The organism is Mycobacterium sp. PS03-16 (assembly GCF_004570325.1).
Taxonomy (GTDB): Bacteria; Actinomycetota; Actinomycetes; order Mycobacteriales; family Mycobacteriaceae; genus Mycobacterium.
In genome coordinates, this window is sequence record NZ_SPQO01000009.1 from 108,722 (window position 1) to 133,533 (window position 24,812).

The following is a 24,812-nucleotide window of genomic DNA, read 5'->3' on the forward strand; positions in this document are numbered from 1 at the left end:
GAGAAGGAGGTCTGGATCGCGCGTGGGCAGTCCTGACACCACCCCCGACCGGGAATTGATGACGGCGGCGGACGTGAACCGCACCATTGCCCGTATCGCGCATCAGATCATCGAGAAGACCGCCCTGGACGGCGACACCGACGCGCCGCGGGTGATCCTGCTCGGCATCCCCACCCGCGGCGTCACCCTGGCCGACCGGCTGGCCGGCAAGATCCGCGAATTCTCCGGCGTCGCGGTGGCGGCGGGCGCACTGGACATCACGCTGTACCGCGACGACCTGGCGAGCAAACCGCCGCGCCCACTGGCCGACACCTCGATCCCGCCGGGCGGTATCGACGGCGCCCTGGTGGTGCTGGTCGACGACGTCCTCTACACGGGCCGGTCGGTGCGCTCGGCGCTGGACGCGCTGCGCGACGTCGGCCGCCCGAAGGCGGTGCAGCTCGCCGTCCTCGTCGACCGCGGCCACCGCGAACTGCCGCTGCGGGCCGACTACGTCGGCAAGAACGTGCCGACCTCGCGGACCGAGAACGTCAAGGTGCGCCTCGCCGAGAACGACGACGTCGAGGGCATCTGGATCGCCCCCCACGGAGGGCCCCAGCGATGAGCGCCTGCGCGAAGAGCGAGAGGACCCAGCGCTAGTGACCAGACACCTGTTGAGCGCCGCGGACCTGAGCCGCGACGAGGCGACGGCCATCCTCGACGACGCCGACCGCTTCAGCCAGGCCCTGGTGGGCCGCGAGGTCAAGAAGCTGCCGACGCTGCGCGGACGCACCGTGATCACGATGTTCTACGAGAACTCCACCCGCACCCGGGTGTCGTTCGAGGTCGCGGGCAAGTGGATGAGCGCCGACGTGATCAACGTCAGCGCGTCGGGATCGTCGGTCTCGAAGGGGGAATCGCTACGCGACACCGCACTGACGTTGCGCGCGGCGGGGGCCGACGCGCTGATCATCCGGCACCCGGCCTCCGGGGCGGCGCAGCAGCTGGCGGAGTGGACGCTCGACGAGCACGGAGGGCCCAGCGTCGTCAATGCCGGCGACGGCACTCACGAGCACCCGACCCAGGCGCTGCTCGACGCGCTGACGCTACGCCAGCGGCTCGGCGGGATCGACGGCCGGCGGGTGGTGATCGTCGGCGACGTGCTGCACAGCCGGGTCGCGCGTTCGAATGTGCTGCTGCTCAACACGCTCGGCGCGGAGGTGGTGCTGGTGGCGCCGCCGACCCTGCTGCCGGTCGGCGTGGACCAGTGGCCGGTCACCGTGTCCCACGATCTCGACGCCGAGCTGCCCGCCGCCGACGCGGTCCTGATGCTGCGGGTGCAGGCCGAGCGGATGAACGGCGGGTTCTTCCCGTCGGCGCGCGAATACTCGGTGCGCTACGGGCTGTCGGAGAAGCGCCAGGCGCTCCTGTCGGACGCCGCGGTGGTGCTGCATCCCGGCCCCATGCTGCGCGGGATGGAGATCGCCTCCTCGGTCGCCGACTCTGCGCAATCAGCGGTATTGCAACAGGTCTCGAACGGTGTGCACGTCCGGATGGCGGTGCTGTTCCATCTGCTCGTCGGTGCCGAACAGGAGGCGATCAGCGCATGAGACTTCTCATCAGGGCGGTTCGCCCCTATGGCGAGGGCGAGCCGGTCGACGTGCTGGTCGCCGACGGTCAGATCGCCGGCATCGGCGCCGGCCTGGACGACGACGGCGTCGACGACGTCATCGACGCGAGCGGTCAGCTTCTGCTGCCCGGATTCGTCGACCTGCACACCCATCTGCGCGAACCTGGCCGCGAGTACGCCGAGGACATCGAAACCGGTTCGGCCGCGGCCGCTCTCGGTGGTTACACCGCGGTGTTCGCGATGGCCAACACCGATCCGGTGGCCGACAGCCCGGTGGTCACCGACCACGTGTGGCACCGCGGCCGGCAGGTCGGGCTGGTCGACGTGCACCCGGTCGGGGCGGTCACCATGGGCCTGGCCGGTAAGCAGCTCACCGAGATGGGCATGATGGCCGCCGGTGCCGGTCAGGTGCGGATGTTCTCCGACGACGGCGTCTGCGTCGACGATCCGCTGGTCATGCGGCGGGCGCTCGAGTACGCCTCGGGCCTCGGAGTGCTGATCGCTCAGCACGCGGAGGAACCGCGGCTCACCGTCGGCGCCGTGGCCCACGAGGGGCCCAACGCCGCACGCCTCGGCCTGGCCGGCTGGCCGCGCGCGGCCGAGGAATCGATCGTCGCCCGGGATGCGCTGCTGGCGCGCGACGCCGGTGCGCGGGTCCACATCTGCCACGCGTCGACTGCGGGCACCGTCGAACTGCTGCGCTGGGCCAAGGAGCAGGGCATCGCGATCACCGCCGAGGTGACCCCGCACCATTTGCTGCTCGACGACACCCGGCTGGCCACCTATGACGGCCGCAACCGGGTCAACCCGCCGCTGCGCGAGACGAGCGACGCGGTGGCGCTGCGCCAGGCGCTGGCCGACGGCGTGATCGACTGTGTGGCCACCGATCACGCGCCGCACGCCGAGCACGAGAAGTGCTGCGAGTTCGCCGTCGCGCGCCCGGGCATGCTCGGGCTGCAGACCGCGCTGTCGGTCGTCGTGCAGACGATGGTCGAGCCCGGCCTGCTGGGCTGGCGCGACGTGGCCCGGGTGATGAGCGAGGCGCCCGCGCGCATCGTCGGGCTCCCGGACCAGGGCCGTCCCCTCGAGGTCGGGGAACCGGCGAACTTGACCGTCGTCGATCCCGCCGCCACGTGGACCGTGACCGGCGCCGATCTGGCCAGCCGCTCGGACAACACCCCGTTCGAGGAGATGACGCTGCCTGCCGTGGTGACGCTGACGATGCTGCGGGGCAAGGTCACCGCGCGGGACGGGAAGAGCCCGGTCCAATGAATACCCAGACGTTGATCGCCTCGCTGATCATGGCCGCGATCCTGGCCGTGGTCATCGGCCTGCTGATGCGGGCGATGCTGCGGGGCTGGCGTCATCGCGCCGAGCGCCAGGTGGAGTTGATCGGGACGCTGCCGCCGCTGCCCGACACCGTCGGGGAGGCGATCATCCCGGCGATGAAGGGCATCTACGTCGGCAGCACGTTGGTGCCGAGCTGGCACGACCGCATCGCCGTCGGCGACCTGGGCTACCGCACCAAGGCGGTGCTGACCCGCTATCCCGAGGGAATCATGTTGCAGCGCAGCGGCGCCGGCCCGATCTGGATCCCGGCAGACTCGGTGACGGCGATCCGCACGGAGAAGGGCATGGTGGGTAAGGCCCTCACGAACGAAGGGATCTTGGCGATCCGGTGGCGGCTGCCGTCGGGCACCGAGATCGACACCGGATTCCGCGGCGACGACCGCACGAAGTATGACCGCTGGCTGGAGGAAGTAGCGTGAGTAACAGCGAGGCCCTGCTCGTCCTGGAGGACGGGCGGGTCTTCACCGGCGTCCCGTTCGGCGCCGTCGGGCAGACGCTCGGCGAGGCCGTGTTCTCGACCGGGATGTCGGGATACCAGGAGACTTTGACCGATCCGAGCTACCACGGGCAGATCGTGATCGCGACGGCGCCGCAGATCGGCAACACCGGCTGGAACGGTGAGGACGCCGAGAGTCGCGGCGACAAGATCTGGGTGGCGGGATACGCGGTACGCGACCCCTCGCCGCGGGCGTCGAACTGGCGCGCCACCGGCACGCTGGACGACGAACTGGTGCGGCAGGGCATCGTCGGCATCGCCGGCATCGACACCCGCGCGGTGGTGCGTCACCTGCGCACCCGCGGCTCGATGAAGGCTGGGGTGTTCAGCGGGGAGGCGCTCGCCGGGCACGACGAGCTGCTCGACCGGGTGCGCAGCCAGCCCGGCATGCTGGGCGCAGATCTGGCCGGGCAGGTCAGCACCGATTCGATCTACGTCGTCGAACCCGACGGTGAGGCGCGCTTCACGGTCGCCGCGATCGACCTCGGCATCAAGACCAACACCCCCCGCAACTTCGCCCGTCGCGGCATCCGCAGCCACGTGCTGCCGTCGGCCACCACCTTCGAGCAGATCGCCGACCTGAAGCCGGATGGGGTGTTCCTGTCCAACGGGCCCGGGGATCCGGCGACCGCCGACCACATCGTCGGCGTCACCCGCGAGGTGCTGGGCGCGGGGATCCCGGTGTTCGGCATCTGCTTCGGCAACCAGATCCTGGGTCGCGCGCTGGGCCGGGGCACGTACAAGATGGTGTTCGGGCACCGCGGCATCAACATCCCGGTGATGGACCATGCCACCGGCAAGGTCGCGATCACCGCGCAGAACCACGGTTTCGCGCTGGAAGGGGAGGCCGGCGAGCGGTTCGACACCCCGTTCGGTCCAGCGGTCGTCAGCCACACCTGCGCCAACGACGGCACGGTGGAAGGGGTGAAGCTCGTCGACGGCCGGGCCTTCTCGGTGCAGTACCACCCGGAGGCGGCGGCCGGCCCGCGTGACGCCAACTACCTGTTCGACCAGTTCGTCGAGCAGATGGAGGGAAAGAACTAGATGCCGCGTCGTACTGACCTCAACCACGTCCTGGTCATCGGCTCCGGGCCGATCCTCATCGGGCAGGCCGCCGAATTCGACTACTCCGGCACCCAGGCCTGCCGGGTGCTGCGCGCCGAGGGCCTGACCGTCACGCTGATCAACTCCAACCCGGCCACGATCATGACCGATCCGGAGTACGCGGATTTCACCTACGTCGAGCCGATCACCCCGGACTTCGTCGAGCGGGTGATCGCCCAGCAGGCCGAACGCGGCAACAAGATCGACGCGCTGCTGGCCACCCTGGGCGGGCAGACCGCGCTGAACACCGCGGTCTCGCTGTACGAGAACGGGGCGCTCGAACGCTACGACGTCGAGATGATCGGCGCCGACTTCGACGCCATCCAGCGGGGCGAGGACCGGCAGAAGTTCAAGGACATCGTCGCCAAGGTCGGCGGCGAATCCGCCCGCAGCCGCGTCTGTTTCACGATGGAGGAGGTGCGCGAGACCGTCGGCGAACTCGGACTGCCGGTGGTGGTGCGACCGTCGTTCACGATGGGCGGGTTGGGCTCGGGCATGGCGCACTCCGCCGAGGACGTGGAGCGGATGGCCGGGCACGGCCTGGCGTCCTCCCCGTCGGCCAACGTGCTGATCGAGGAATCGATCTACGGCTGGAAAGAATACGAGCTCGAACTGATGCGCGACCGCCACGACAATGTCGTGGTGGTGTGCTCGATCGAGAATTTCGACCCGATGGGTGTGCACACCGGCGACTCGGTGACCGTCGCCCCCGCGATGACGCTCACCGACCGCGAGTACCAGACGATGCGCACCCTGGGCATCGACATCCTGCGCGAGGTCGGCGTCGACACCGGCGGCTGCAACATCCAATTCGCGGTCAACCCGCGCGACGGCCGGCTCATCGTCATCGAGATGAACCCGCGGGTGTCGCGTTCGAGTGCGCTGGCCTCCAAGGCGACCGGCTTCCCGATCGCCAAGATCGCCGCCAAGCTCGCGATCGGCTACACGCTCGACGAGATCCTCAACGACATCACCAAGGAGACGCCGGCCTGCTTCGAGCCGACGCTGGACTACGTGGTGGTCAAGGCGCCCCGGTTCGCGTTCGAGAAGTTCCCCGGCGCCGACGGCACCCTGACCACCACGATGAAGTCGGTCGGCGAGGCGATGGCGCTGGGCCGCAACTTCATCGAGGCGCTCGGCAAGGTGATGCGTTCGCTGGAGGCCGGCCGCGCCGGCTTCTGGACCGCGCCCGATCCGGTCTCCTCCCTCGACGAGGTGCTGGAGAACCTGCGCACCCCGACCGACGGGCGGCTCTACGACATCGAGTTCGCGCTGCGGCTGGGCGGCACCGTCGAGCAGGTGGCCGAGGCCTCCGGTGTCGACCCGTGGTTCGTCGAGCAGATCGCCGGGCTGGTCGCGTTGCGCGCCGAGCTGCTCGAGGCGCCGGTGCTCGACGGCGTGCTGCTACGGCGGGCGAAGAACAGCGGTCTGTCGGACGGCCAGATCGCCGCGCTGCGGCCCGAACTCGCCGGCGAGATGGGGGTGCGGGCCCTGCGTCAGCGCCTGGGCATCCACCCGGTGTTCAAGACCGTCGACACGTGCGCCGCGGAATTCGAGGCCAAGACGCCGTACCACTACAGCAGCTACGAACTCGACCCCGCCGCGGAATCCGAGGTCGCCCCGCAGGCCGAGAAACCGAAGGTGCTGATCCTCGGCTCGGGGCCCAACCGCATCGGGCAGGGCATCGAATTCGACTACAGCTGCGTGCATGCCGCGACCACGCTGAGCGATGCCGGCTTCGAGACCGTGATGGTCAACTGCAACCCCGAGACGGTGTCCACCGACTACGACACCGCCGACCGGCTGTACTTCGAGCCGCTGACGTTCGAGGACGTACTCGAGGTGTATTACGCCGAGTCCGCGTCCGGCGCAGGTGGACCCGGCGTCGTCGGGGTGATCGTGCAGCTGGGCGGGCAGACCCCGCTGGGCCTGGCCGAACGGCTCGAACGGGCCGGGGTGCCGATCGTCGGCACCAGCCCTAAGGCGATCGACCTCGCCGAGGACCGCGGCGCGTTCGGCGAGGTGCTCACCACCGCCGGGCTGCCCGCCCCGCGGTTCGGCCTGGCCACCAGCTTCGACCAGGCGCGCCGCATCGCCGCCGACATCGGTTATCCGGTGCTGGTGCGGCCGTCCTACGTGCTGGGCGGGCGTGGTATGGAGATCGTCTACGACGAGCAGACGCTCGAGGGGTACATCACCCGGGCCACCGAACTCTCACCCGAGCATCCGGTGCTGGTCGACCGGTTCCTCGAGGACGCCATCGAGATCGACGTCGACGCGCTGTGCGACGGCACGGAGGTCTACCTCGGCGGCATCATGGAGCACATCGAGGAGGCCGGCATCCACTCCGGCGATTCGGCGTGCGCGCTGCCGCCGGTCACGCTGGGGCGCAGCGACATCGAGAACGTGCGGCGCGCCACCGAGGCCATCGCCCACGGGATCGGCGTGGTCGGCCTGCTCAACGTGCAGTACGCGCTCAAAGACGACGTGCTCTACGTGCTGGAGGCCAATCCGCGGGCCAGCCGCACCGTGCCGTTCGTGTCCAAGGCCACCGCGGTGCCGCTGGCGAAGGCGTGTGCCCGGGTCATGCTCGGCGCCACCATCGCGCAGCTGCGCGAGGAGGGGGTGCTGGCCGCGACCGGTGACGGCGCCACCACCGCGCGCAACGCCCCGGTCGCCGTGAAGGAGGCCGTCCTGCCGTTCCATCGGTTCCGGCGTGCCGACGGCTCCCAGATCGATTCGCTGCTGGGCCCGGAGATGAAGTCGACCGGCGAGGTCATGGGCATCGACCACGATTTCGGCAGCGCGTTCGCCAAGAGCCAGACCGCCGCCTACGGGTCGCTGCCCGCCGAGGGCACGGTGTTCGTCTCGGTGGCCAATCGCGACAAGCGCTCGCTGGTGTTCCCGGTCAAGCGGCTGGCCGACCTCGGCTTCCGGGTGCTGGCCACCGAGGGCACCGCAGAGATGCTGCGCCGCAACGGCATTCCGTGTGACGAGGTGCGTAAACACTTCGAGGAGCCGGGGGAGGGCAGGCCGGCGAAGTCGGCGGTCGAGGCGATCCGCGACGGTGACGTCGACATGGTGATCAACACCCCGTACGGCAACTCGGGGCCGCGCATCGACGGGTACGAGATCCGGTCGGCGGCAGTGTCGATGAACATCCCGTGTGTCACCACGGTGCAGGGCGCCTCGGCCGCGGTGCAGGGCATCGAGTCGGGGATCCGCGGCGACATCGGCGTCATGAGCCTGCAGGAGCTGCACAGCGAGCTGGAGCACTAGAGGTGTTCGGGCGCCGGCTGGCCGATGCGGTCGCCGACCGCGGTCCGCTGTGCCCGGGCATCGACCCGCACCCCGAACTGCTCCAGGCCTGGGGGCTGCCGGTCGACGCCGACGGGCTGGCCCGGTTCAGCGACGTGTGCGTGCGTGCCTTCGCCGGGTTCGCGATCGTCAAACCGCAGGTCGCGTTCTACGAGGCGTTCGGGTCGGCGGGCTTCGCGGTGCTGGAGCAGACCATAGCGGCGCTGCGGGCCGAGGGTGTGCTGGTGCTGGCCGATGCCAAACGCGGCGACATCGGCTCAACGATGGCGGCCTACGCCCGCGCCTGGACGGGGGACTCGCCGCTGGCCGCCGACGCGGTGACCGCGTCGCCGTACCTCGGTTTCGGCTCGCTGCGACCGCTGCTCGACATGGCCGCCGAGAATGGCCGGGGCGTGTTCGTGCTCGCCGCCACCTCCAACCCGGAGGGGGCGACGGTGCAGCGTGCCACCAGCGGCGCGCGCAGCATCGCGCAGTCGGTCGTCGACGATGCCGCCGCGGAGAACCGGCGGGTGAATGGACCGGGTGCCGTCGGGGTGGTCGTCGGCGCCACCGTCACCGAGCCGCCCGACGTGAGCGCGCTCGACGGTCCGGTGCTGGTGCCCGGGGTGGGCGTCCAGGGTGGCCGGCCCGACGCGCTGGCCGGTCTGGGCGGAGCCCATCGCGGCCAGCTCCTGCCCGCGGTGTCGCGGGAGGTGCTGCGGGCCGGTCCGGACGTTGCGGCGCTACGCTCGGCCGCGGAGCGGATTCGCGACGCCGTGGCGTATCTGGCGTGACGGCCTACGACCCGGCCGCCTGGGCCGACTTCGCGCAGACCGTCGCCGGTGGGGCGGCCGCGCTCGCCGGGTTGTTGTTCGTGGGGCTGTCGCTGAACCTGTCCGATGTGCTGGCCCACCGCGGCGTGCCGGCCCGCGCGGCGGTCACGCTGGGCCTCACGATCGCGATCCTGCTCATCACGGTTCTGCTCGCCACCCCGGGGCAGCCGCTGTGGGCGCTGGCCGCCGAGGTCGGGATGATCGGGCTGGTGCTGGCGGCCGGCGCGTTGACCTCCGGACTCCATGACCGCCGGAACCGCTCCCGCGGGCGGACGCTGTACCTGGTCCTGGTGCCGCTGCTGCCGGCGCTGCTGTTCGTGACCGCGGCCGTCTCGTTACTGTCCCAGGCCGGCGGCGGGTTGTACTGGCTGACCGCCGGGGTGGTCGCCGGGTTCTTCTCGGCGACCGCCAACTCCTGGGTGCTGTTGGTGGAGATCAAGCGCTGAGCGGGCGGGCCGCCGCGACGGCCCGCCTGCGCCGGTCGCTACAGCCGGATCCACTGCCCGAGGAACCAGAAACCCCACCCGTCGCCGTTCCCCGCCCGCATCGGCGTCACGTGGCGCCCCTGCCAGTTGAACGGCTGGTGGTCGTTGCGGGCCTGATCGATGCCGCGCTGCTGCCACCCGCCCGGCCCCGGGGCAGGTGCGCACGCCGCGGTGCCCGGCCGGCCGCACGCCGGTCCAGGGTCGGCCGCCGCCGTCGAGAGACCGACGCCGAACAGCCCCGCCGCGCCGATACCGGCCGCGAGCGTTGAGGCGCCCAGAATCCGTGTCACGTTCATTGCCCATACTCCTGTCTTCGCCGGTGCGACGCCGTCCGCCGCACCGGGGCTGACGCTATGGCGCGGACGTGGGCGGGCTCTGTGGCCGGCATGTGGACCGGCTGTGCAGGCGCGACGGCCGCCGCTCGACACGCCCGACACGCCATGACCAGGGAAAATTTAAGTTTCCGGGGGACGTCCGCGAACCCTCGACCTGTACTTCACGGCGGTGATGCAACGGGAATCTCCGTGCGATCAGCGCGAAAAACGAGCTGACCTGGAGTTTCAGCCGATAGCCTCGGATCGGGCGACGGTCGACGCGCCGACCGCCGGAAGCGCCGGGCAGTACTACACGCTGGGGTTTTGGCTCCTGAACGCGGGGGTGGGGTTAGCTTTCGTCAGGCTGCGTGGGTACGGTCGTCGTCGCTGGCTGGTTCCACCAGCCGAGACAGAGAAGATGGCCGAGAAATCGCCAGAGACGGAGGAACCCGTGGCCCTTCCCCAGTTGACCGACGAACAGCGCGCGGCAGCGTTGGAGAAGGCTGCTGCCGCACGTCGAGCGCGTGCCGAGCTCAAGGATCGGCTGAAGCGCGGCGGCACCAACCTCAAGCAGGTACTCCAGGACGCCGAGACCGACGAAGTCCTGGGCAAGATGAAGGTCTCCGCGCTGCTGGAGGCGTTGCCCAAGGTCGGCAAGGTCAAGGCACAGGAGATCATGACCGAGCTGGAGATCGCTCCCACCCGCCGCCTGCGGGGTCTGGGTGACCGCCAGCGCAAGGCCCTGCTGGAAAAGTTCGACCAGTCCTAGGCGCCCGCAGTTGAGCGCCGGCAGAGGGGCCGGACGGGTCGTTGTCCTGTCCGGCCCCTCAGCCGTCGGGAAATCCACCGTGGTGCGCTGCCTGCGCGAACGGATTCCCGACCTGCACTTCAGCGTCTCCGCCACCACCAGGGCGCCTCGCCCGGGTGAGGTGGACGGAGTCGACTACTCCTTCGTCACCGCGGAGGAGTTCCAGCGGCTCATCGACACCGGAGCCCTCCTGGAATGGGCAGACATCCACGGCGGTCTGCACCGCTCGGGCACCCCGGCCGAACCCGTGCGCGCGGCCACCGCGGCGGGTCGCCCCGTTCTCATCGAAGTCGATCTGGCCGGTGCGCGCGCCGTCAAGGAGGCCATGCCCGAGGCCCTGACGGTGTTCCTGGCGCCCCCGAGCTGGGAGGTCCTGGAGCGCCGGCTCGTCGGCCGCGGCACCGAGACCGCGGAGGTGCGGGCGCGCCGGCTGGCGACCGCCCGCACGGAATTGGCCGCTCAGGACGACTTCGACGCGGTGGTGGTGAACAGCCAGTTGGAATCTGCCTGTTCAGAATTGGTATCCTTGCTGGTGGGCCACACGTCGGCCGGTTCCAACCCGGCCTGAGACGCCCCCGAAGCCAGGTGAATTTTCACTTCCCGCACATCGTTTGGAGATTTCTTACGTGAGCACCCCGCATGCCGACGCGCAGCTGACCTCGGTGGACGACCGGACCACCGACTCGTCGGCCGGTGCCTATGACACGCCGCTGGGCATCACCAACCCGCCCATCGACGATCTGCTGGACCGAGTGTCGAGCAAGTACGCGCTGGTGATCTACGCCGCCAAGCGGGCCCGGCAGATCAACGACTATTACAACCAGCTCGGCGACGGCATCCTCGAGTACGTCGGCCCGCTCGTCGAGCCCGGCCTGCAGGAGAAGCCGCTGTCGATCGCGATGCGCGAGATCCACGGCGACCTGCTCGAGCACACCGAGGGCGAGTAGCACGAGCGGCTGACCCCGTGGAGCGCAAGCGGATCATCGTCGGCGTCGCCGGAGGCATCGCCGCCTACAAGGCGTGCACCGTGGTCCGCCAGCTCACCGAGGCCGGTCACTCCGTACGTGTCCTGCCCACCGAGTCGGCCCTGCGATTCGTCGGCGCCGCCACGTTCGAGGCGCTGTCCGGGCAGCCGGTGCACACCGGCGTCTGGGACGACGTGCACGAGGTGCCGCACGTGCGCATCGGTCAGGAGGCCGACCTCGTCGTCGTCGCCCCCGCCACCGCGGACCTGCTGGCCCGTGCGGTGGCCGGCCGCGCCGACGACCTGCTGACCGCGACCCTGCTCACGGCGCGGTGCCCGGTGCTGTTCGCCCCGGCCATGCACACCGAGATGTGGTACCACCCGGCCACCGTGGAGAACGTCGCAACGCTGCGCCGCCGCGGCGCGGTGGTGCTCGAACCCGCCTCCGGGCGGCTCACCGGCGCCGACAGCGGTGCGGGACGGTTGCCCGAGGCCGAGGAGATCTCCACCCTCGCCCAGCTGTTGCTGGTCCGCGGCGATGCACTGCCCTATGACATGTCCGGGGTGAAGGTCCTGGTCAGCGCCGGCGGCACCCGCGAACCGATCGACCCCGTGCGCTTCATCGGCAACCGCAGTTCCGGTAAGCAGGGCTATGCGATGGCCCGGGTGCTGGCCCAGCGCGGCGCCGAGGTCACGCTGATCGCCGGCAACACCGCGGGCCTGGTCGACCCGGCCGGCGTCGAGGTGATCCGCATCGGTTCGGCCGCCCAGCTGCGCGACGCGGTGTCCAAACACGCCCCCGATGCGCATGTGCTGGTGATGGCCGCAGCGGTCGCCGATTTCCGCCCCGTGTCGGTGGCCACCAGCAAGATCAAGAAGTCCGGCGACCCGGATGCGGCGGCGCCCACCATCGAGCTCACGCGCACCGACGACGTGCTCGCCGGTGCGGTACACGCCCGCCGCGACGGTCAGCTGCCCAACATGCGCGCGATCGTGGGTTTCGCCGCCGAGACCGGGGACGCGCAGGGCGACGTGCTCTTCCACGCGCGAGCCAAATTGCAGCGCAAGGGCTGCGATCTGCTCGTGGTCAACGCCGTGGGGGAGAACCGCGCCTTCGAGGTCGACAACAACGACGGCTGGTTGCTGGCCGCGGACGGCACCGAGGTCGCGCTCGAGCACGGTTCGAAAACTCTGATGGCCAGCCGTATCGTAGACGCGATCGTCGGCTTCCTGCGTAGCAGCGGCGGGTGACTTCGGGGGCAAATCGGGGCGGCGCACGCTCGCGCCCCGCTCGGGGACACGCGTGGGCGCGACAGGGCGCCGATACAATCTCAGCGAAATAATGAAGACGGACTAACAAATCCGTGCGAACACGTGACAAGTGAGGATGACACCGTGAGCAAAGGTCGGCTGTTTACCAGTGAGTCGGTCACCGAAGGGCACCCCGACAAGATCTGCGACGCCATCAGCGACTCGGTGCTCGACTCGCTGCTGGCCGCCGACCCGAAGTCGCGGGTGGCCGTCGAGACCCTGGTGACCACCGGCCAGGTGCACGTCGTCGGCGAGGTCACCACCACCGCCAAGGAAGCCTTCGCCGACATCACCAACACCGTGCGGCACCGCATCCTCGAGGTCGGCTACGACTCGTCGGACAAGGGCTTCGACGGCACCACGTGCGGGGTGAACATCGGCATCGGCGCGCAGTCGCCCGACATCGCCCAGGGCGTGGACACCGCGCACGAGACCCGCGTCGAGGGCGCGGGTGATCCGCTGGACCTGCAGGGCGCCGGCGATCAGGGCCTGATGTTCGGCTACGCCATCAAGGACACCCCCGAGCTGATGCCGCTGCCGATCGCGCTGGCCCACCGCCTGGCGCGCCGCCTGACCGAGGTGCGCAAGAACGGCGTCGTGGACTATCTGCGCCCGGACGGCAAGACCCAGGTCACCGTGCAGTACGACGGCGTCACCCCGGTGCGCCTGGACACCGTGGTGCTGTCCACCCAGCACGCCGAGGGCATCGACCTGGAGGAGACCCTCACCCCGGACATCCGGGAGAAGGTCGTCAACACCGTGCTGTCCGACCTCAACCACGACACCATGGACACCTCCGACTTCCGGTTGCTGGTCAACCCGACCGGCAAGTTCGTGCTCGGCGGCCCCATGGGCGACGCCGGCCTGACCGGCCGCAAGATCATCGTCGACACCTACGGCGGCTGGGCCCGCCACGGCGGCGGCGCCTTCTCCGGCAAGGATCCGTCCAAGGTGGACCGGTCGGCGGCGTACGCGATGCGCTGGGTGGCCAAGAACGTCGTCGCGGCCGGGCTGGCCGACCGGGTCGAGGTTCAGGTCGCCTACGCGATCGGCAAGGCCGCCCCGGTGGGCCTGTTCGTCGAGACGTTCGGCACCGAGACCGTCGACCCGGCCAAGATCGAGAAGGCCATCACCGAGGTCTTCGACCTGCGCCCGGGTGCGATCGTGCGCGACCTGGACCTGCTGCGCCCGATCTACGCCCCGACCGCCGCGTACGGCCACTTCGGCCGCACCGACGTCGACCTGCCGTGGGAGCGCACCGACAAGGCCGAGGCCCTCAAGACGGCCGTCTGACGGTCACGCGGTGAACGCGTAGTCGTCGAGCGGGAATCGGCGACTACGCAGGTAGGCCTCGACGGTCGTGGCGCGGCGTAACGGCACGTCGCCGTTGGAGTCGAAGTAGTAGCTGTTGGCCAGCCGGCAGCTGTCCTGCCAGAAGATCTGTGTGTGCCGTTTGCGCATCATCTCGGCGAAGTAGCGATCGTTGGCATCGCTGCGCACCTCGACCCGCCCCGCGCCGCGCCGCCGGGCCTCGGTCAGGCAGCGGATGATGTGGTGCACCTGCGCCTCGATCAGCGCGAAGTACGACGACCCGACGTAGCCGTAGGGCCCCATGACGGTGAAGAAGTTCGGGAAGCCGGGAATGCTGACACCCTCGTAGGCCTGCATCCGGCGGTGCTCCCAGTAGCCGCTGAGCGTGTCCCCGTCGCCGTTGGTGACGGCGAACGGCACGGCGTCGACGTCCATCACCTTGAAGCCGGTCGCGAGGATGAGCACGTCGGCCGCGTGGTGTGATCGGTCGGCGGTGGCGACGCCGGAGCCGGTGATCTTGTCGATCGGGTCGGTGACGAGGGTGACGTTGTCGCGGTTGTAGGTCGACAGGTACGTGTTGTGGAAGCCCGGGCGTTTGCAGCCGACGGCGTAGCGCGGGGTCAACTTGTCGCGCACCAGCGGGTCGTGGACCTCCTTGCGCAGGTAGTTGCGGCCCATCCGCTCGGTGAGCTTGCCCAGCGGCAGGTACTTGGCGTACTGCGCGGTCACCGGGAAGGTCAGCTCGACGTAGGCCTGGCTGAGCAACCGCTGTACGGCCTGCCCGCCCGGCAACCGGGCCGCCCACTGCGCCGCCGGCGGCAGTGGCACGTCGAACTTCGGGAAACACCAGATCGGCGTGCGCTGGAACACGGTCAGGTGCTCGACGATCGGCGCGATCTCGGGGATCACCTGAACGGCGGACGCGCCGGTGCCGATGATCGCGACCCGCTTACCGGCCAGGTCCTGGGTGTGGTCCCAGCGGGCGGTGTGCATGGTGACCCCGGCGAAATCCGCCACGCCCTCGATGTCGGGCAGTTTCGGCACGTTCAGCGGGCCGCTGCCGTTGATCAGGTACCGCGCGGCGACCTGCTCACCGGAGTCCAGGTCGACGCGCCACACGTCGTCGGCGCTGTCGAACGTGGCGCCGACGACCGTGGTGTTCAGCCGGATCCGGGAGCGCAGCCCGTACTTGTCGACGCAGCGGGCGGCGTACGCCTTGAGTTCCCCGCCGCGCGCGTAGGTCCGGGTCCAGGCCGGGTTCTGCTCGAACGAGAACTGGTAGGAGAACGACGGGATGTCGACGCCGATGCCGGGATAGGTGTTCCAGTGCCAGGTGCCGCCGACGTCGTCCCCCGCTTCCACGATCAGGTAGTCATCCAGACCCGCGCGGTCCAGCAGGATCCCGGCGCCGATGCCGGAGAAGCCCGCGCCGACGATCAGCGTTTCGACATCACGTGTTGTCGTTGTGCCCATGTCCGCACTGTAGAGCGCGCACGGCGTCAGGGATGCAGGACCGCCCGAAGCGCGGCCAGACCGCGGTCGGCCGCGGCGGTGGCGGCCGGCACCACCCCGGCGTAGCCGAGGTAACCGTGCACCAGGCTCGCCGCGTTGTCCACCTGCACCGCCACCCCCGCGGCGGCCAGCGATTCGGCGTAGCTCAGACCGTCGTCGCGCAGGGGGTCATGGCCGGCGACGGCGATGTAGGCCGGCGGCAGCCCGGCGAAGTCGTCCGCCCGGCCGGGTGCCAGTCCGGGGGCCGGATCGGAGAGGTCGGCGTCACTGGCGTACCACCCGGCGAACCCGGCGATGGCCGCCAGGTCGAGGATGGGCGCGTCGGCGTTCTCGGCCATCGAGGGCAGCGTCAGATCCCAGTGCGTGGCCGGATACCACAGCAGCTGGAACGCGAGCGCCGGACCGCCGTGGTCGCGCGCCCGCTGGGTCATCACCGCCGCGAGGTTGCCGCCCGCCGAGTCGCCGGCCACCGCCAGCCTCGCGGTGTCGGCGCCGAGTTCGTCGCCGTGGCCGGCGACCCACCGCAGCGCGGCCCACGCGTCCTCGACCGCCGCCGGATAGGGATGCTCGGGGGCCAGCCGGTAATCCACGGACACCACCACCGCACCGGCGGCCACCGCGTGCATCCGGCACTCCCCGTCGTGGGTGTCCAGATCGCCGACGGCGAAGCCGCCGCCGTGGAAGAACACCACGACCGGCGGGGTGTCGCCGGTCACGGGTGGCCGGTAGACGCGGACGGTGAGGTCGCCGGCCGGGCCGGGAATCTGCCGGTCCTCGGCGTGCACCTCGGGGTGCAGGCCGCGCCGCGGCAGGGCCCGCAACCGGCGGCGGGCGGCCTCCACGCCGTCGTCGATCGACAGCTGGAACGGAACGGCGTCCAGTACCTTCATCAGGATGGCGTCGAGTGGCGGCTTCTCGTCGGTGGCAGACACGACCTCACCGTACGCAGAGCGGCGGACGGTGCGGCTGTGGGGCGCGGCCGCTGTGGCCGCCGCCGCGTACGGGGTGTTCCTGATCGTGACGGCGCTGCGGGTGCCCGCGGGCGCCGAGCTGACCGGTCAGTTCGTCGCCCAGCCCGCGGTCAAGGCGCTGGCCGCGGTGCTGCTGGCGGTGGCGGCGTTCGGGCATCCGATCGGCCGGGAGCGACGCTGGCTGGTGCCGGCCCTGCTGTTCTCGGCCACCGGCGATTTCCTGCTGGCCATGCCGTGGTGGGAGCCGTCATTCGTGTTCGGCCTGGCCGCGTTCCTGCTGGCGCACCTGTGTTTCCTGGCCGCGCTCGTACCTCTGGCGGTACGGACCCCGGCGCGCCTGACCGCGGCGGCGCTCACCGTGCTGGCCTGCGCCGGCCTACTGACGTGGTTCTGGCCGCGGCTGCTCGCCGACGGGATGGCCGTCCCGGTGACCGCCTATATCGCGGTGCTCGGCGCGATGGTGTGCGCGGCGCTGCTGGCCCGGCTGCCCACACCGTGGACGGCGCTGGGTGCGGTGTGTTTCGCCGTTTCCGACGCGATGATCGGCATCGGGCGGTTCGTCCTGGGCTCCGAGGCGCTGGCCGTGCCGATCTGGTGGGCGTACGCGGCGTCGCTGCTGCTCATCACGGCCGGGTTCTTCTTCGGCCGCGCCCGCGGCTGAGCCGGGTGCCGGTGTCTCTCCTCACAGGCGCGGTCCGCCGGGGGACGTAGCCCCCACACCCCGCGTGCCATCGCCGACAATGGCGCGACGGTGCGGCACCGGCCGCCCGTCGACACAGAGGGAGCGTGGATGGCACGGGCACTCGGACCGGACCGGCGGATTTCGTTGGCGCCGTTGACGGTTGTGGAGCTCACGCCGCCGGAGACGGTCGGCTGCGCGGCGGCCGCGGGATTCGACGCGGTCGGTCTGCGACTCATCCCGGCCACCCCGCAGGAGCCGAAGCGGCCGACCATCGGCATGACGCCGATGATCCGCGAGGCCCGCCGGCGTCTCGACGACACCGGCCTGGAACTGATCGACATCGAGGTGCTGCGGCTCACCCCGGATACCGACGTGCGTGCTGACTACCTCGAGTTCCTGGAGACCGGTGCATATCTCGGGGCGCGGCAGATCCTGGTGGCGGGCAACGATCCGGATCGGGCGCGGATGGCCGACCGGTTCGCCGAACTGGCCGCGCTGGCCGCGCTATTCGGGCTGACCCCGAACATCGAGCCGATGCCCTACAACGACATCGGGACCGTGGCGCAGGCCGTGGCGGTGCTGCGGGCGGCCGGTCACCCCAACGCCGGCATCCTGATCGACGCGCTGCACTTCGACCGTGGCGGTAACACCGTCGCCGAGCTGAACCCGTTGCCGCGCAGCTGGTTCAACTACGTGCAGCTCTGCGATGCACCGGCCGAACAGCCCGCCGACCGCGACGCGCTGGTGTACCAGTCCCGCAGTGCGCGCCAACTGCCCGGGCAGGGCGGGCTGGACCTCGACGCGATGCTGCACGCGCTGCCCGCCGACCTGCCGGTCAGCGTCGAGGCGCCGATCGTCGCACCCGGTGTCCCCGCGCTCGAGCGCGCCCGCGCCGCCCTGCGGCACACCCGGGCGGTGGTCGACCGCGCCGACGGCCGCGGCTACGGCACGGCCCGCGCCTGCTGAGCGGTGCCGCGAGCAGGCGTCGGCGCCATCTGTTAAACGTGTCGGGGTGAGCACCACCCGTCAGCCGGCCGAACACGAGCCGATCGCTCGCGTGCTGCCGATGCTGCAGGTGCCCCACCTCGACCGCGAATTCGACTACCTGGTGCCGGCCGAGTGCTCCGATGACGCGCAGCCCGGCGTCCGGGTGCGGGTGCGCTTCCACGGTCGGCTGGTCGACGCGTTCCTGCTGGAACGGCGGTCGGACACCGACCACACGGGTCAGCTCGGTTGGCTGGACCGGGTGACCTCGCCCGAACAGGTGCTGACGCCCGAGGTGCGCCGGCTGGTCGACGCGGTGGCCGCCCGCTACGCCGGCACCCGCGCCGACGTGCTGCGGCTCGCGGTGCCGCCGCGGCACGCCAACGTGGAGAAGCAGGCGGTGGCGGACCCGCCGGTGCTGGAGGCGGCGCCCCCGGAGCTGACGGCCTGGCGGGCCTACTCGCGGGCCGAGCAGTTCCTCGGTGCGGTGGCCGACGGCCGCGCCGCCCGCGCGGTATGGCAGGCGCTGCCCGGCGAGCGCTGGGCCGACCGGCTCGCCGAGGCGGCGGCGTTCACCGTGCACAGCGGGCGCGGCGTACTCGCCGTCGTCCCCGATCAGCGCGACGTCGACGCGCTGCACGCCGCTTCGGTGGCCCTGCTCGACGACACCCGGGTGGTGGCGCTGTCGGCCGGGCTCGGCCCCGCGCAGCGGTATCGCCGGTGGTTGTCGGCGCTGCGCGGCCGCGCCGGCGTCGTGATCGGCACACGCAGCGCGGTCTTCGCCCCGGTGTGCGACCTCGGGCTGGTGCTGGTGTGGGACGACGGCGACGACTCCCTGGCCGAACCGCGCGCGCCGTATCCGCACGCCCGCGACGTGGCGATGCTGCGGGCCCACCAGCTGCGCTGCGCGGCGCTGATCGGCGGCTACTCCCGCACCGCGGAATCCCAGGCGCTGGTGCGCAGCCGGTGGGCGCACGACCTGGTGGCGCCGCGCCAGACCGTGCGCGCGGTGGCGCCGCGGGTGGTGGCGCTGGAGGACAGCAACTTCCAGCAGGAACGCGACGCCGCCGCGCACACCGCCCGGCTGCCGTCGGTCGCGCTGCGGGCCGCGCGCACCGCGCTGGAAGCCGGTCGGCCCGTGTTGGTGCAGGTGCCGCGTCGGGGTTATCTGCCCGCGCTGGCGTGCGCGCGCTGCCGTACCGTCGCCCGGTGCCGGCACTGCACGGGGCCGCTGTCGCTGCTGGATCGCGACAGCGCCGCGGTGTGCCGGTGGTGCGGCCGCGAGGATCTCGGTTTACGTTGTGGCCGTTGTGGTTCGGACGCCGTGCGGGCGGTCGTGGTGGGGGCGCGGCGCACCGCGGAGGAACTCGGCCGCGCCTTTCCCGGCACCCCGGTGATCACCTCGGGCGGTGAGAACATGGTTCCGACGGTCGGCGACGAGCCCGGGCTGGTGGTGGCCACCCCGGGTGCCGAACCCGCGCCGGCCGCGGGCTACGGTGCGGCGCTGCTGCTGGACAGCTGGGCGCTGCTGGGGCGGCAGGATCTGCGGGCGGCCGAAGACACGCTGCGCCGCTGGATGGCCGCCGCGACGCTGGTGCGGCCCCGGACCGACGGTGGGGTGGTGGCGGTGGTCGCCGAATCGGCCATCCCCACGGTGCAGGCGCTGATCCGATGGGATCCGGTCGGCCACGCGGAAGCCGAACTCGACGCCCGTGCGGAGGTGGGCCTGCCGCCCGCCGTGCACATCGCGGCCGTCGACGGCGCCTACGCCTCGGTGACCGCGCTGCTGCAGACCGCCGAGCTGCCCCCCGACGCGGAACCGCTCGGCCCCGTCGACCTGCCGCCGGGGGCGCGCCGGCCGCCGGGCACCCCGGCCGACACCCCGGTCAGCCGCATGCTGGTGCGGGTCCCGCGGGAGCGCGGTCTGGCGCTCGCAGCGGCGCTGCGCCGCGGCGTCGGGGTGCTCAGCGCCCGCCACGACAATGAGCCGGCGCGTGTGCAGATCGACCCGTTGCACATAGGGTGAGCCTCACCGCACCGACAGGAGGTGGACATGCGGCGGCTGTTCGCGTGGTCGATCACCGTGGCGCTCATCGCTTTCGGCGTGCTGTGGCCGCTGGTGTTCGGCGGCGGGTCCGGCGGCGGCGGCGACGCTGTCGACGATCCCGTGGTGATCACCGATTACACGGCGGACTTCACCGTCGACGACCGCGGTGGGCTGACCGCCGTCGAGACCATCACCGGCGATTTCCCCTCCGACCGGCACGGCATCTTCCGCTACTGGGACGTGACGAACCCGAACCACCCGAACGTCCGCCAGATCCCGACCATCGACGCGGTCGAACTCGACGGCGGCCCGGTGCCCAACCAGGTCTCCTGGGAGGACAGGCAGCGCTTCCGCGTGGCCAAGATCGGGGACCCCGATGCCTACCTGACGCCCGGCAGTCACACCTTCGAGATCCGCTACCGCATCCCGGGCGTGCTCGATCCCGGCGCCACCGCCGCCGACCGCCGCTTCGCCGCCACCACCGGCGACCCGGCGGCACCGACGGCGTTCTACTGGAACGTCATCGCGCCGTCATGGAACAACGAGATCGAACGCGCCCGCATCACCGTCCGGTTGCCCGGACCCGTGACCGGCGCCCAGTGCAGCGTCGGGTACGGCGTCGGCCGCGCATGCACCGGCCTCACCGCGTCCGGTGACACCGTCCGCCTCGAGGCCCGCAATCTGCCACCGCGCACCCCGGTGACCGTGCGCGCCGGAATCGACGTCGCCACCCCGGTGCGCGCCGAGCTGCCGTGGCCGTTCACCTGGGACCGGATCCTCGGTCAGTCGGTGTCCGGGCTCGGCTGGGTGGCCGGACTGACCGTCGCGCTGGGGTCGGCGGGCGTGCTGTGGACCCGCCGCACGATCGAGCGGCCGCCGCCGTTCCCGCTGCAGTACGCACCGCCGCCGGGGCTGGGACCGGTGCAGTGCGAATACCTGCGCACCGAGAAGGTGCCGTCGGACGGGCTGACGGCCACGCTGTTCGACCTGGCCGAGAAGGGCCTGATCGAACTGCGGCAGGTCAATGCCACCCAGTGGGAGATCCGCGGCACCGCAGGCAAGAGCCGATGGGCCGACGCCGACCCGGTGGGAGTCGCGGTGGGGTCGGCGCTGAAGATCATGGGCACCGGCACCGAATTCGAGGCCAAGCGGACCGCCAAGGCGGGGGAGAAGGTCAGCAAGGCCCGCACGGATCTCGCGGCGGCGGTGAAGGACTGGGCGCTCGAGGAGGGCCTGATGGTCACCCGCAAGCGCGAGGGGTGGCTGCAGACCGCGAACATCCTGGCCGCCGTCGGCGCGCTGTGCGGGTTCGCCGGCTGGGGTTTCGCCACCACCGTGGCAGGCCTGCCGTTCGCGGCGTTCTTCGTCGCGACGCTGCCCGCCTGGGTCGGCGGCCTCGGCACCCGGCGCACCGCCGCCGGCCGCGAACTCTGGTCGCGGATCGGCGGTTTCCACCGGGCGCTGTGTACCGACTCGGCCGAGGCCCGGTTCGACTTCGCGGCCCGCAAGGACCTCTACACCGCGTACCTGCCGTTCGCGATCGCGGCGGGCGCCGCCACGCTGTGGGCGAAGAAATACGAGCTGGCCATGGGCGTGCCTGCGCCCGCGCCGCAGTGGTACCACTCGTCGTCGGGGACCGACACCGACCCCGGAACCACCGGCGGCTTCGGCAGCGACTTCGACAGCTTCGAGTCCGCGCTGTCGTCGTCGATCGGCGCGTACACGGCATCGCAGGTGTCGGCGTCGTCCAGCAGCGGGAGCAGCAGCAGCAGCTTCTCCAGTGGCGGCGGAGGCGGAGGCGGCGGAGGCGGAGGGGGCGGCTCGTGGTGAGGTTCGTGCTGATCCTCGTTCTGGTGCTGGCCGTGCTGGCGCTGGTGGGGTTCGTGGCCGGCTACAACAAGCTGCGCGCGGCCGACGTGCGGGTCGCCGAGGCGCTGGCCGGCATCGACATCGAGTTGACCCGGCGGGCGGCGCTGATCCCGAGCCTGGTGCACACCGTGCAGACCGTCGCCGCGCACGAGCAGGCGCTGTTCGACCGCGCCGAGTCGGCGCGGGCGGCGGTGACCTCGGCGACCACCGGCCCCTCGGTCGCCCGGCGCAGCACCGCCGAGCGGGAGCTCGACGCCGCCGTCAGCCGCGCGCTGGCGCTCGGCCGCGCCCAGCCACAGCTGGGTTCGTCGGCGAACTTCCTGGACCTGCAGCGCAACCTCACCGACACCGAGAACAAGATCGCATTCGCCCGTCAGTACTACAACGACGCGGTCGCCACCCTGAACCGGCTGGTCACCACGATGCCGTGGATGTTCGTCGCCGGCTCCGCCGGGGTGGCCCAGCGCGAGTACTACCAGATGCCCTCGCCGTCGTCTCGCTGAGCGCTCCCTAGACTGACTCGGTGCGTCTCGTCTTCGCCGGCACCCCCGAACCCGCGCTGCCGTCGCTGCAGCGGCTGCTCGACTCGCCGAACCACGACGTGGTGGCGGTGCTGACCCGGCCGGATGCGGCCGCCGGCCGGCGCGGGAAGCCGGCGCCCTCGCCGGTGGCCCGCCTCGCGCTCGAACGCGACATCCCGGTGCTGCGCCCGGCGCGGCCCAACTCCGAGGAGTTCGTCGCCGAACTGGCCGCGCTGCAACCGGAATGCTGCGCGGTGGTCGCCTACGGGGCGCTGCTGTCCGAACGCCTGCTCGCCGTGCCCACCCACGGCTGGATCAACCTGCACTTCTCGCTGCTGCCCGCCTGGCGCGGCGCGGCCCCGGTGCAGGCGGCGATTGCCGCCGGGGACACCGTCACCGGCGCCACCACATTCCAGATCGAGCCCGCACTGGACTCGGGCCCGGTCTACGGCGTGGTCACCGAGACGGTCCGGCCCACCGACACCGCGGGGGATCTGCTCGGCCGGCTCGCCGACTCGGGTGCGGTGCTGCTGGAACGCACGATCGACGGCATCGCCGACGGCACGCTCACCGCGGTTCCCCAACCCGCCGAGGGTGTGACCGTGGCGCCGAAGATCACCGTCGAGGAGGCCCGGATCCGGTGGGAGCTGCCCGCCCAAATCGTGGACCGCCGGATCCGCGCCGTCACCCCGAACCCGGGCGCATGGACCCTGATCGGCGACCTGCGGGTCAAGGTCGGGCCCGTCACGGTCGAGGCGGTCACGAATCCGCCGGCGCCGGGTGAGATCCGGGTCGACAAGGACGGTGTCCGGATCGGCACCGGGACGGCGCCGGTGCGGCTGGGCACCGTCCAGCCGCCCGGTAAGAAGCCGATGAACGCGGCCGACTGGGCACGCGGCGCCCGTCTCGACTCCTCGGTGCGGGCGCAGTGACCCCGCCGAACCGGCGCCCCGATCGCCCCCAGCGGTCCCGGGGACCGCGGCGCAGACCGCTCGACCCGGCGCGCCGCGTCGCCTTCGACGTCCTGCGCGCGGTGTCCGAGCGCGACGCCTACGCCAACCTCGCCCTGCCCGCCCTGCTGCGCGAACGCGACATCACCGGCCGCGACGCGGCTTTCGCCACCGAACTCGCCTACGGCGCCTGCCGCACTCGCGGCCTGCTCGACGCCGTCATCAGCGCCGCCGCGCAGCGGCCGACCGACCGGATCGACCCGGTTCTGCTGGACCTGCTGCGCCTCGGCGCCTACCAGTTGCTGCGCACCCGAGTCGAACCGCACGCCGCCGTGTCGACCACCGTCGAACAGGCCGGTCTCGAATTCGACTCGGCGCGAGCCGGTTTCGTCAACGGTGTGCTGCGCACCATCACCGCGCGCGACGAGGAGTCCTGGGTGGCCGAGCTGGCGCCGCCCGCCGACGCGGACCCGGTCGGACGCATGGCGTTCACCCATGCGCATCCGCGCTGGGTGACGCAGGCGTTCACCGACGCGCTCGGCGCCCGCGCCGGCGAACTGGCCGAGCTGCTGGCCAGCGACGATGCCCGGCCGGTCGTTCACCTGGCCGCCCGCCCCGGCGTCCTGACCGCGGCCGAACTCGCCGATGCCGTCGGCGGTACCGTCGGCCGCTACTCGCCGTACGCGGTGTACCTGCCGGGCGGCGACCCGGGCGGCCTGGCGCCGGTGCGCGACGGGCGGGCGCTCGTGCAGGACGAGGGCAGTCAGCTGGTCGCCCGCGCCCTGGCCGAGGCGCCGGTGGACGGCGACCGGGGCCGCTGGCTGGACCTGTGCTCCGGACCCGGCGGCAAGACGGCGATGCTGGCAGCGCTGAGCAAGCAGGTCGCGGGCCCGGGAGCCGCGGTGACCGCGGTGGAACCCGCCCCGCGCCGCGCCGAACTGGTCGAGGAGAACACCCGCGGCCTCGACGTGACGGTGGTGCAGGTGGACGGCCGCGACTCGGGGCTGGAACCGGGCTTCGACCGGGTGCTGGTCGATGCGCCGTGCACCGGCCTCGGCGCGCTGCGGCGCCGGCCTGAGTCGCGGTGGCGGCGCCAGCCCGGAGACGTGCCCGCACTGGCCCGGCTGCAGCGTGAACTGCTCGCCGCGGCCATCCGGCTCACTCGCCCCGGTGGGGTGGTGCTCTACGCGACGTGCTCCCCGCACCTGGCCGAGACGGTCGGGGTGGTGTCGGATGCGCTGCGCCGTCATCCGGTGACCGCGCTGGACACCCGGACACTGTTCGCCCCGGCCGACGACCTCGCCTCACCGGCCGGCGACGGACCGTACGCGCAGCTGTGGCCGCACCGCCACGGCACCGACGCGATGTTCGCAGCGGCCCTGCAAGTAACCTGA

Annotated in this window: 23 protein-coding genes; 20 read left to right on the forward strand and 3 right to left on the reverse strand. The window is 71.6% G+C overall.

The window, feature by feature from the left end:
* Positions 1-22 precede the first annotated feature (22 nt).
* The 8 genes from pyrR to E4P42_RS10440 are packed head-to-tail and all read left to right on the forward strand — an operon-like array spanning position 23 to position 9,135.
* Positions 23-604 (forward strand): bifunctional pyr operon transcriptional regulator/uracil phosphoribosyltransferase PyrR, encoded by a 582-nt coding sequence (gene pyrR / locus E4P42_RS10405; RefSeq protein ID WP_135125846.1) that lies wholly within the window; start codon positions 23-25, stop codon positions 602-604.
* A 34-nt stretch (positions 605-638) separates the two neighbouring features.
* On the forward strand, positions 639-1,589 hold the full coding sequence (locus E4P42_RS10410) for an aspartate carbamoyltransferase catalytic subunit (protein ID WP_135125848.1): 951 nt from the start codon (positions 639-641) through the stop codon (positions 1,587-1,589).
* Positions 1,586-2,881: a dihydroorotase gene (locus tag E4P42_RS10415; protein ID WP_135125850.1), complete on the forward strand. Its 1,296-nt coding sequence runs from the start codon at positions 1,586-1,588 to the stop codon at positions 2,879-2,881. The genes E4P42_RS10410 and E4P42_RS10415 overlap by 4 nt, the downstream gene beginning before the upstream one ends.
* Positions 2,878-3,378, forward strand: coding sequence for a transporter (locus E4P42_RS10420; RefSeq protein ID WP_135125852.1), 501 nt, complete (start codon positions 2,878-2,880; stop codon positions 3,376-3,378). The genes E4P42_RS10415 and E4P42_RS10420 overlap by 4 nt, the downstream gene beginning before the upstream one ends.
* Positions 3,375-4,499, forward strand: coding sequence for a glutamine-hydrolyzing carbamoyl-phosphate synthase small subunit (gene carA, locus E4P42_RS10425; protein WP_167759439.1), 1,125 nt, complete (start codon positions 3,375-3,377; stop codon positions 4,497-4,499). The genes E4P42_RS10420 and carA overlap by 4 nt, the downstream gene beginning before the upstream one ends.
* Complete coding sequence (gene carB, locus E4P42_RS10430; protein ID WP_135125856.1) at positions 4,500-7,838, forward strand: carbamoyl-phosphate synthase large subunit; 3,339 nt, start codon at positions 4,500-4,502, stop codon at positions 7,836-7,838.
* Between the two features lie 2 nt (positions 7,839-7,840).
* Positions 7,841-8,650 (forward strand): orotidine-5'-phosphate decarboxylase, encoded by an 810-nt coding sequence (gene pyrF / locus E4P42_RS10435; RefSeq protein WP_135125858.1) that lies wholly within the window; start codon positions 7,841-7,843, stop codon positions 8,648-8,650.
* A complete protein-coding gene (locus tag E4P42_RS10440; protein ID WP_135125860.1) occupies positions 8,647-9,135 on the forward strand; it encodes a hypothetical protein in 489 nt (162 codons plus the stop codon). Before pyrF ends, E4P42_RS10440 begins: the two co-directional genes overlap by 4 nt.
* A 38-nt stretch (positions 9,136-9,173) precedes the next feature.
* On the opposite strand, the gene E4P42_RS10445 is transcribed toward E4P42_RS10440, so the two are convergent.
* Positions 9,174-9,470: a hypothetical protein gene (locus E4P42_RS10445; RefSeq protein WP_135125862.1), complete on the reverse strand. Its 297-nt coding sequence runs from the start codon at positions 9,468-9,470 to the stop codon at positions 9,174-9,176.
* Between the two features lie 469 nt (positions 9,471-9,939).
* Between E4P42_RS10445 and mihF the strand changes: the two genes are divergently transcribed.
* The 5 genes from mihF (at position 9,940) to metK (ending at position 13,864) form a co-directional block, all read left to right on the forward strand.
* On the forward strand, positions 9,940-10,257 hold the full coding sequence (mihF, locus tag E4P42_RS10450; protein WP_066831233.1) for an integration host factor, actinobacterial type: 318 nt from the start codon (positions 9,940-9,942) through the stop codon (positions 10,255-10,257).
* Positions 10,258-10,267: 10 nt separating this feature from the next.
* The gene (gene gmk, locus E4P42_RS10455) at positions 10,268-10,864 is read left to right on the forward strand and encodes a guanylate kinase (protein WP_135125864.1); all 597 of its coding nucleotides are present in this window, start codon (positions 10,268-10,270) and stop codon (positions 10,862-10,864) included.
* 58 nt (positions 10,865-10,922) lie between these two features.
* Positions 10,923-11,243: a DNA-directed RNA polymerase subunit omega gene (rpoZ, locus tag E4P42_RS10460; protein WP_135125866.1), complete on the forward strand. Its 321-nt coding sequence runs from the start codon at positions 10,923-10,925 to the stop codon at positions 11,241-11,243.
* Positions 11,244-11,260: 17 nt separating this feature from the next.
* Complete coding sequence (gene coaBC, locus E4P42_RS10465) at positions 11,261-12,511, forward strand: bifunctional phosphopantothenoylcysteine decarboxylase/phosphopantothenate--cysteine ligase CoaBC (protein WP_135125868.1); 1,251 nt, start codon at positions 11,261-11,263, stop codon at positions 12,509-12,511.
* A gap of 144 nt (positions 12,512-12,655) precedes the next feature.
* A complete protein-coding gene (gene metK, locus E4P42_RS10470; protein ID WP_135125870.1) occupies positions 12,656-13,864 on the forward strand; it encodes a methionine adenosyltransferase in 1,209 nt (402 codons plus the stop codon).
* A 3-nt stretch (positions 13,865-13,867) separates the two neighbouring features.
* Here metK and E4P42_RS10475 read toward each other — a convergent pair whose 3' ends face one another.
* Both E4P42_RS10475 and E4P42_RS10480 read right to left on the reverse strand, forming a co-directional pair.
* Positions 13,868-15,355: an NAD(P)/FAD-dependent oxidoreductase gene (locus tag E4P42_RS10475; protein ID WP_135125872.1), complete on the reverse strand. Its 1,488-nt coding sequence runs from the start codon at positions 15,353-15,355 to the stop codon at positions 13,868-13,870.
* 26 nt (positions 15,356-15,381) lie between these two features.
* Complete coding sequence (locus E4P42_RS10480; protein WP_135126014.1) at positions 15,382-16,284, reverse strand: alpha/beta hydrolase; 903 nt, start codon at positions 16,282-16,284, stop codon at positions 15,382-15,384.
* 4 nt (positions 16,285-16,288) lie between these two features.
* On the opposite strand from E4P42_RS10480, the gene E4P42_RS10485 reads away from it, so the two are divergent.
* The 7 genes from E4P42_RS10485 (at position 16,289) to E4P42_RS10515 (ending at position 24,812) form a co-directional block, all read left to right on the forward strand.
* The gene (locus E4P42_RS10485; RefSeq protein ID WP_135125874.1) at positions 16,289-17,026 is read left to right on the forward strand and encodes a lysoplasmalogenase; all 738 of its coding nucleotides are present in this window, start codon (positions 16,289-16,291) and stop codon (positions 17,024-17,026) included.
* 129 nt (positions 17,027-17,155) lie between these two features.
* The gene (locus tag E4P42_RS10490) at positions 17,156-18,013 is read left to right on the forward strand and encodes a sugar phosphate isomerase/epimerase (protein ID WP_135125876.1); all 858 of its coding nucleotides are present in this window, start codon (positions 17,156-17,158) and stop codon (positions 18,011-18,013) included.
* 46 nt (positions 18,014-18,059) lie between these two features.
* Positions 18,060-20,057, forward strand: a complete 1,998-nt coding sequence (locus tag E4P42_RS10495; protein ID WP_135125878.1) for a primosomal protein N' — start codon at positions 18,060-18,062, stop codon at positions 20,055-20,057.
* 27 nt (positions 20,058-20,084) lie between these two features.
* Positions 20,085-21,908: a DUF2207 domain-containing protein gene (locus E4P42_RS10500; RefSeq protein ID WP_135125880.1), complete on the forward strand. Its 1,824-nt coding sequence runs from the start codon at positions 20,085-20,087 to the stop codon at positions 21,906-21,908.
* Positions 21,902-22,450 carry a LemA family protein gene (locus E4P42_RS10505; protein WP_135125882.1) on the forward strand — a complete coding sequence of 183 codons (549 nt, stop codon included), beginning with the start codon at positions 21,902-21,904 and terminating at the stop codon, positions 22,448-22,450. Before E4P42_RS10500 ends, E4P42_RS10505 begins: the two co-directional genes overlap by 7 nt.
* 20 nt (positions 22,451-22,470) lie before the next feature.
* Positions 22,471-23,400: a methionyl-tRNA formyltransferase gene (gene fmt, locus E4P42_RS10510; RefSeq protein ID WP_135125884.1), complete on the forward strand. Its 930-nt coding sequence runs from the start codon at positions 22,471-22,473 to the stop codon at positions 23,398-23,400.
* A complete protein-coding gene (locus tag E4P42_RS10515) occupies positions 23,397-24,812 on the forward strand; it encodes an RsmB/NOP family class I SAM-dependent RNA methyltransferase (RefSeq protein WP_135125886.1) in 1,416 nt (471 codons plus the stop codon). Before fmt ends, E4P42_RS10515 begins: the two co-directional genes overlap by 4 nt.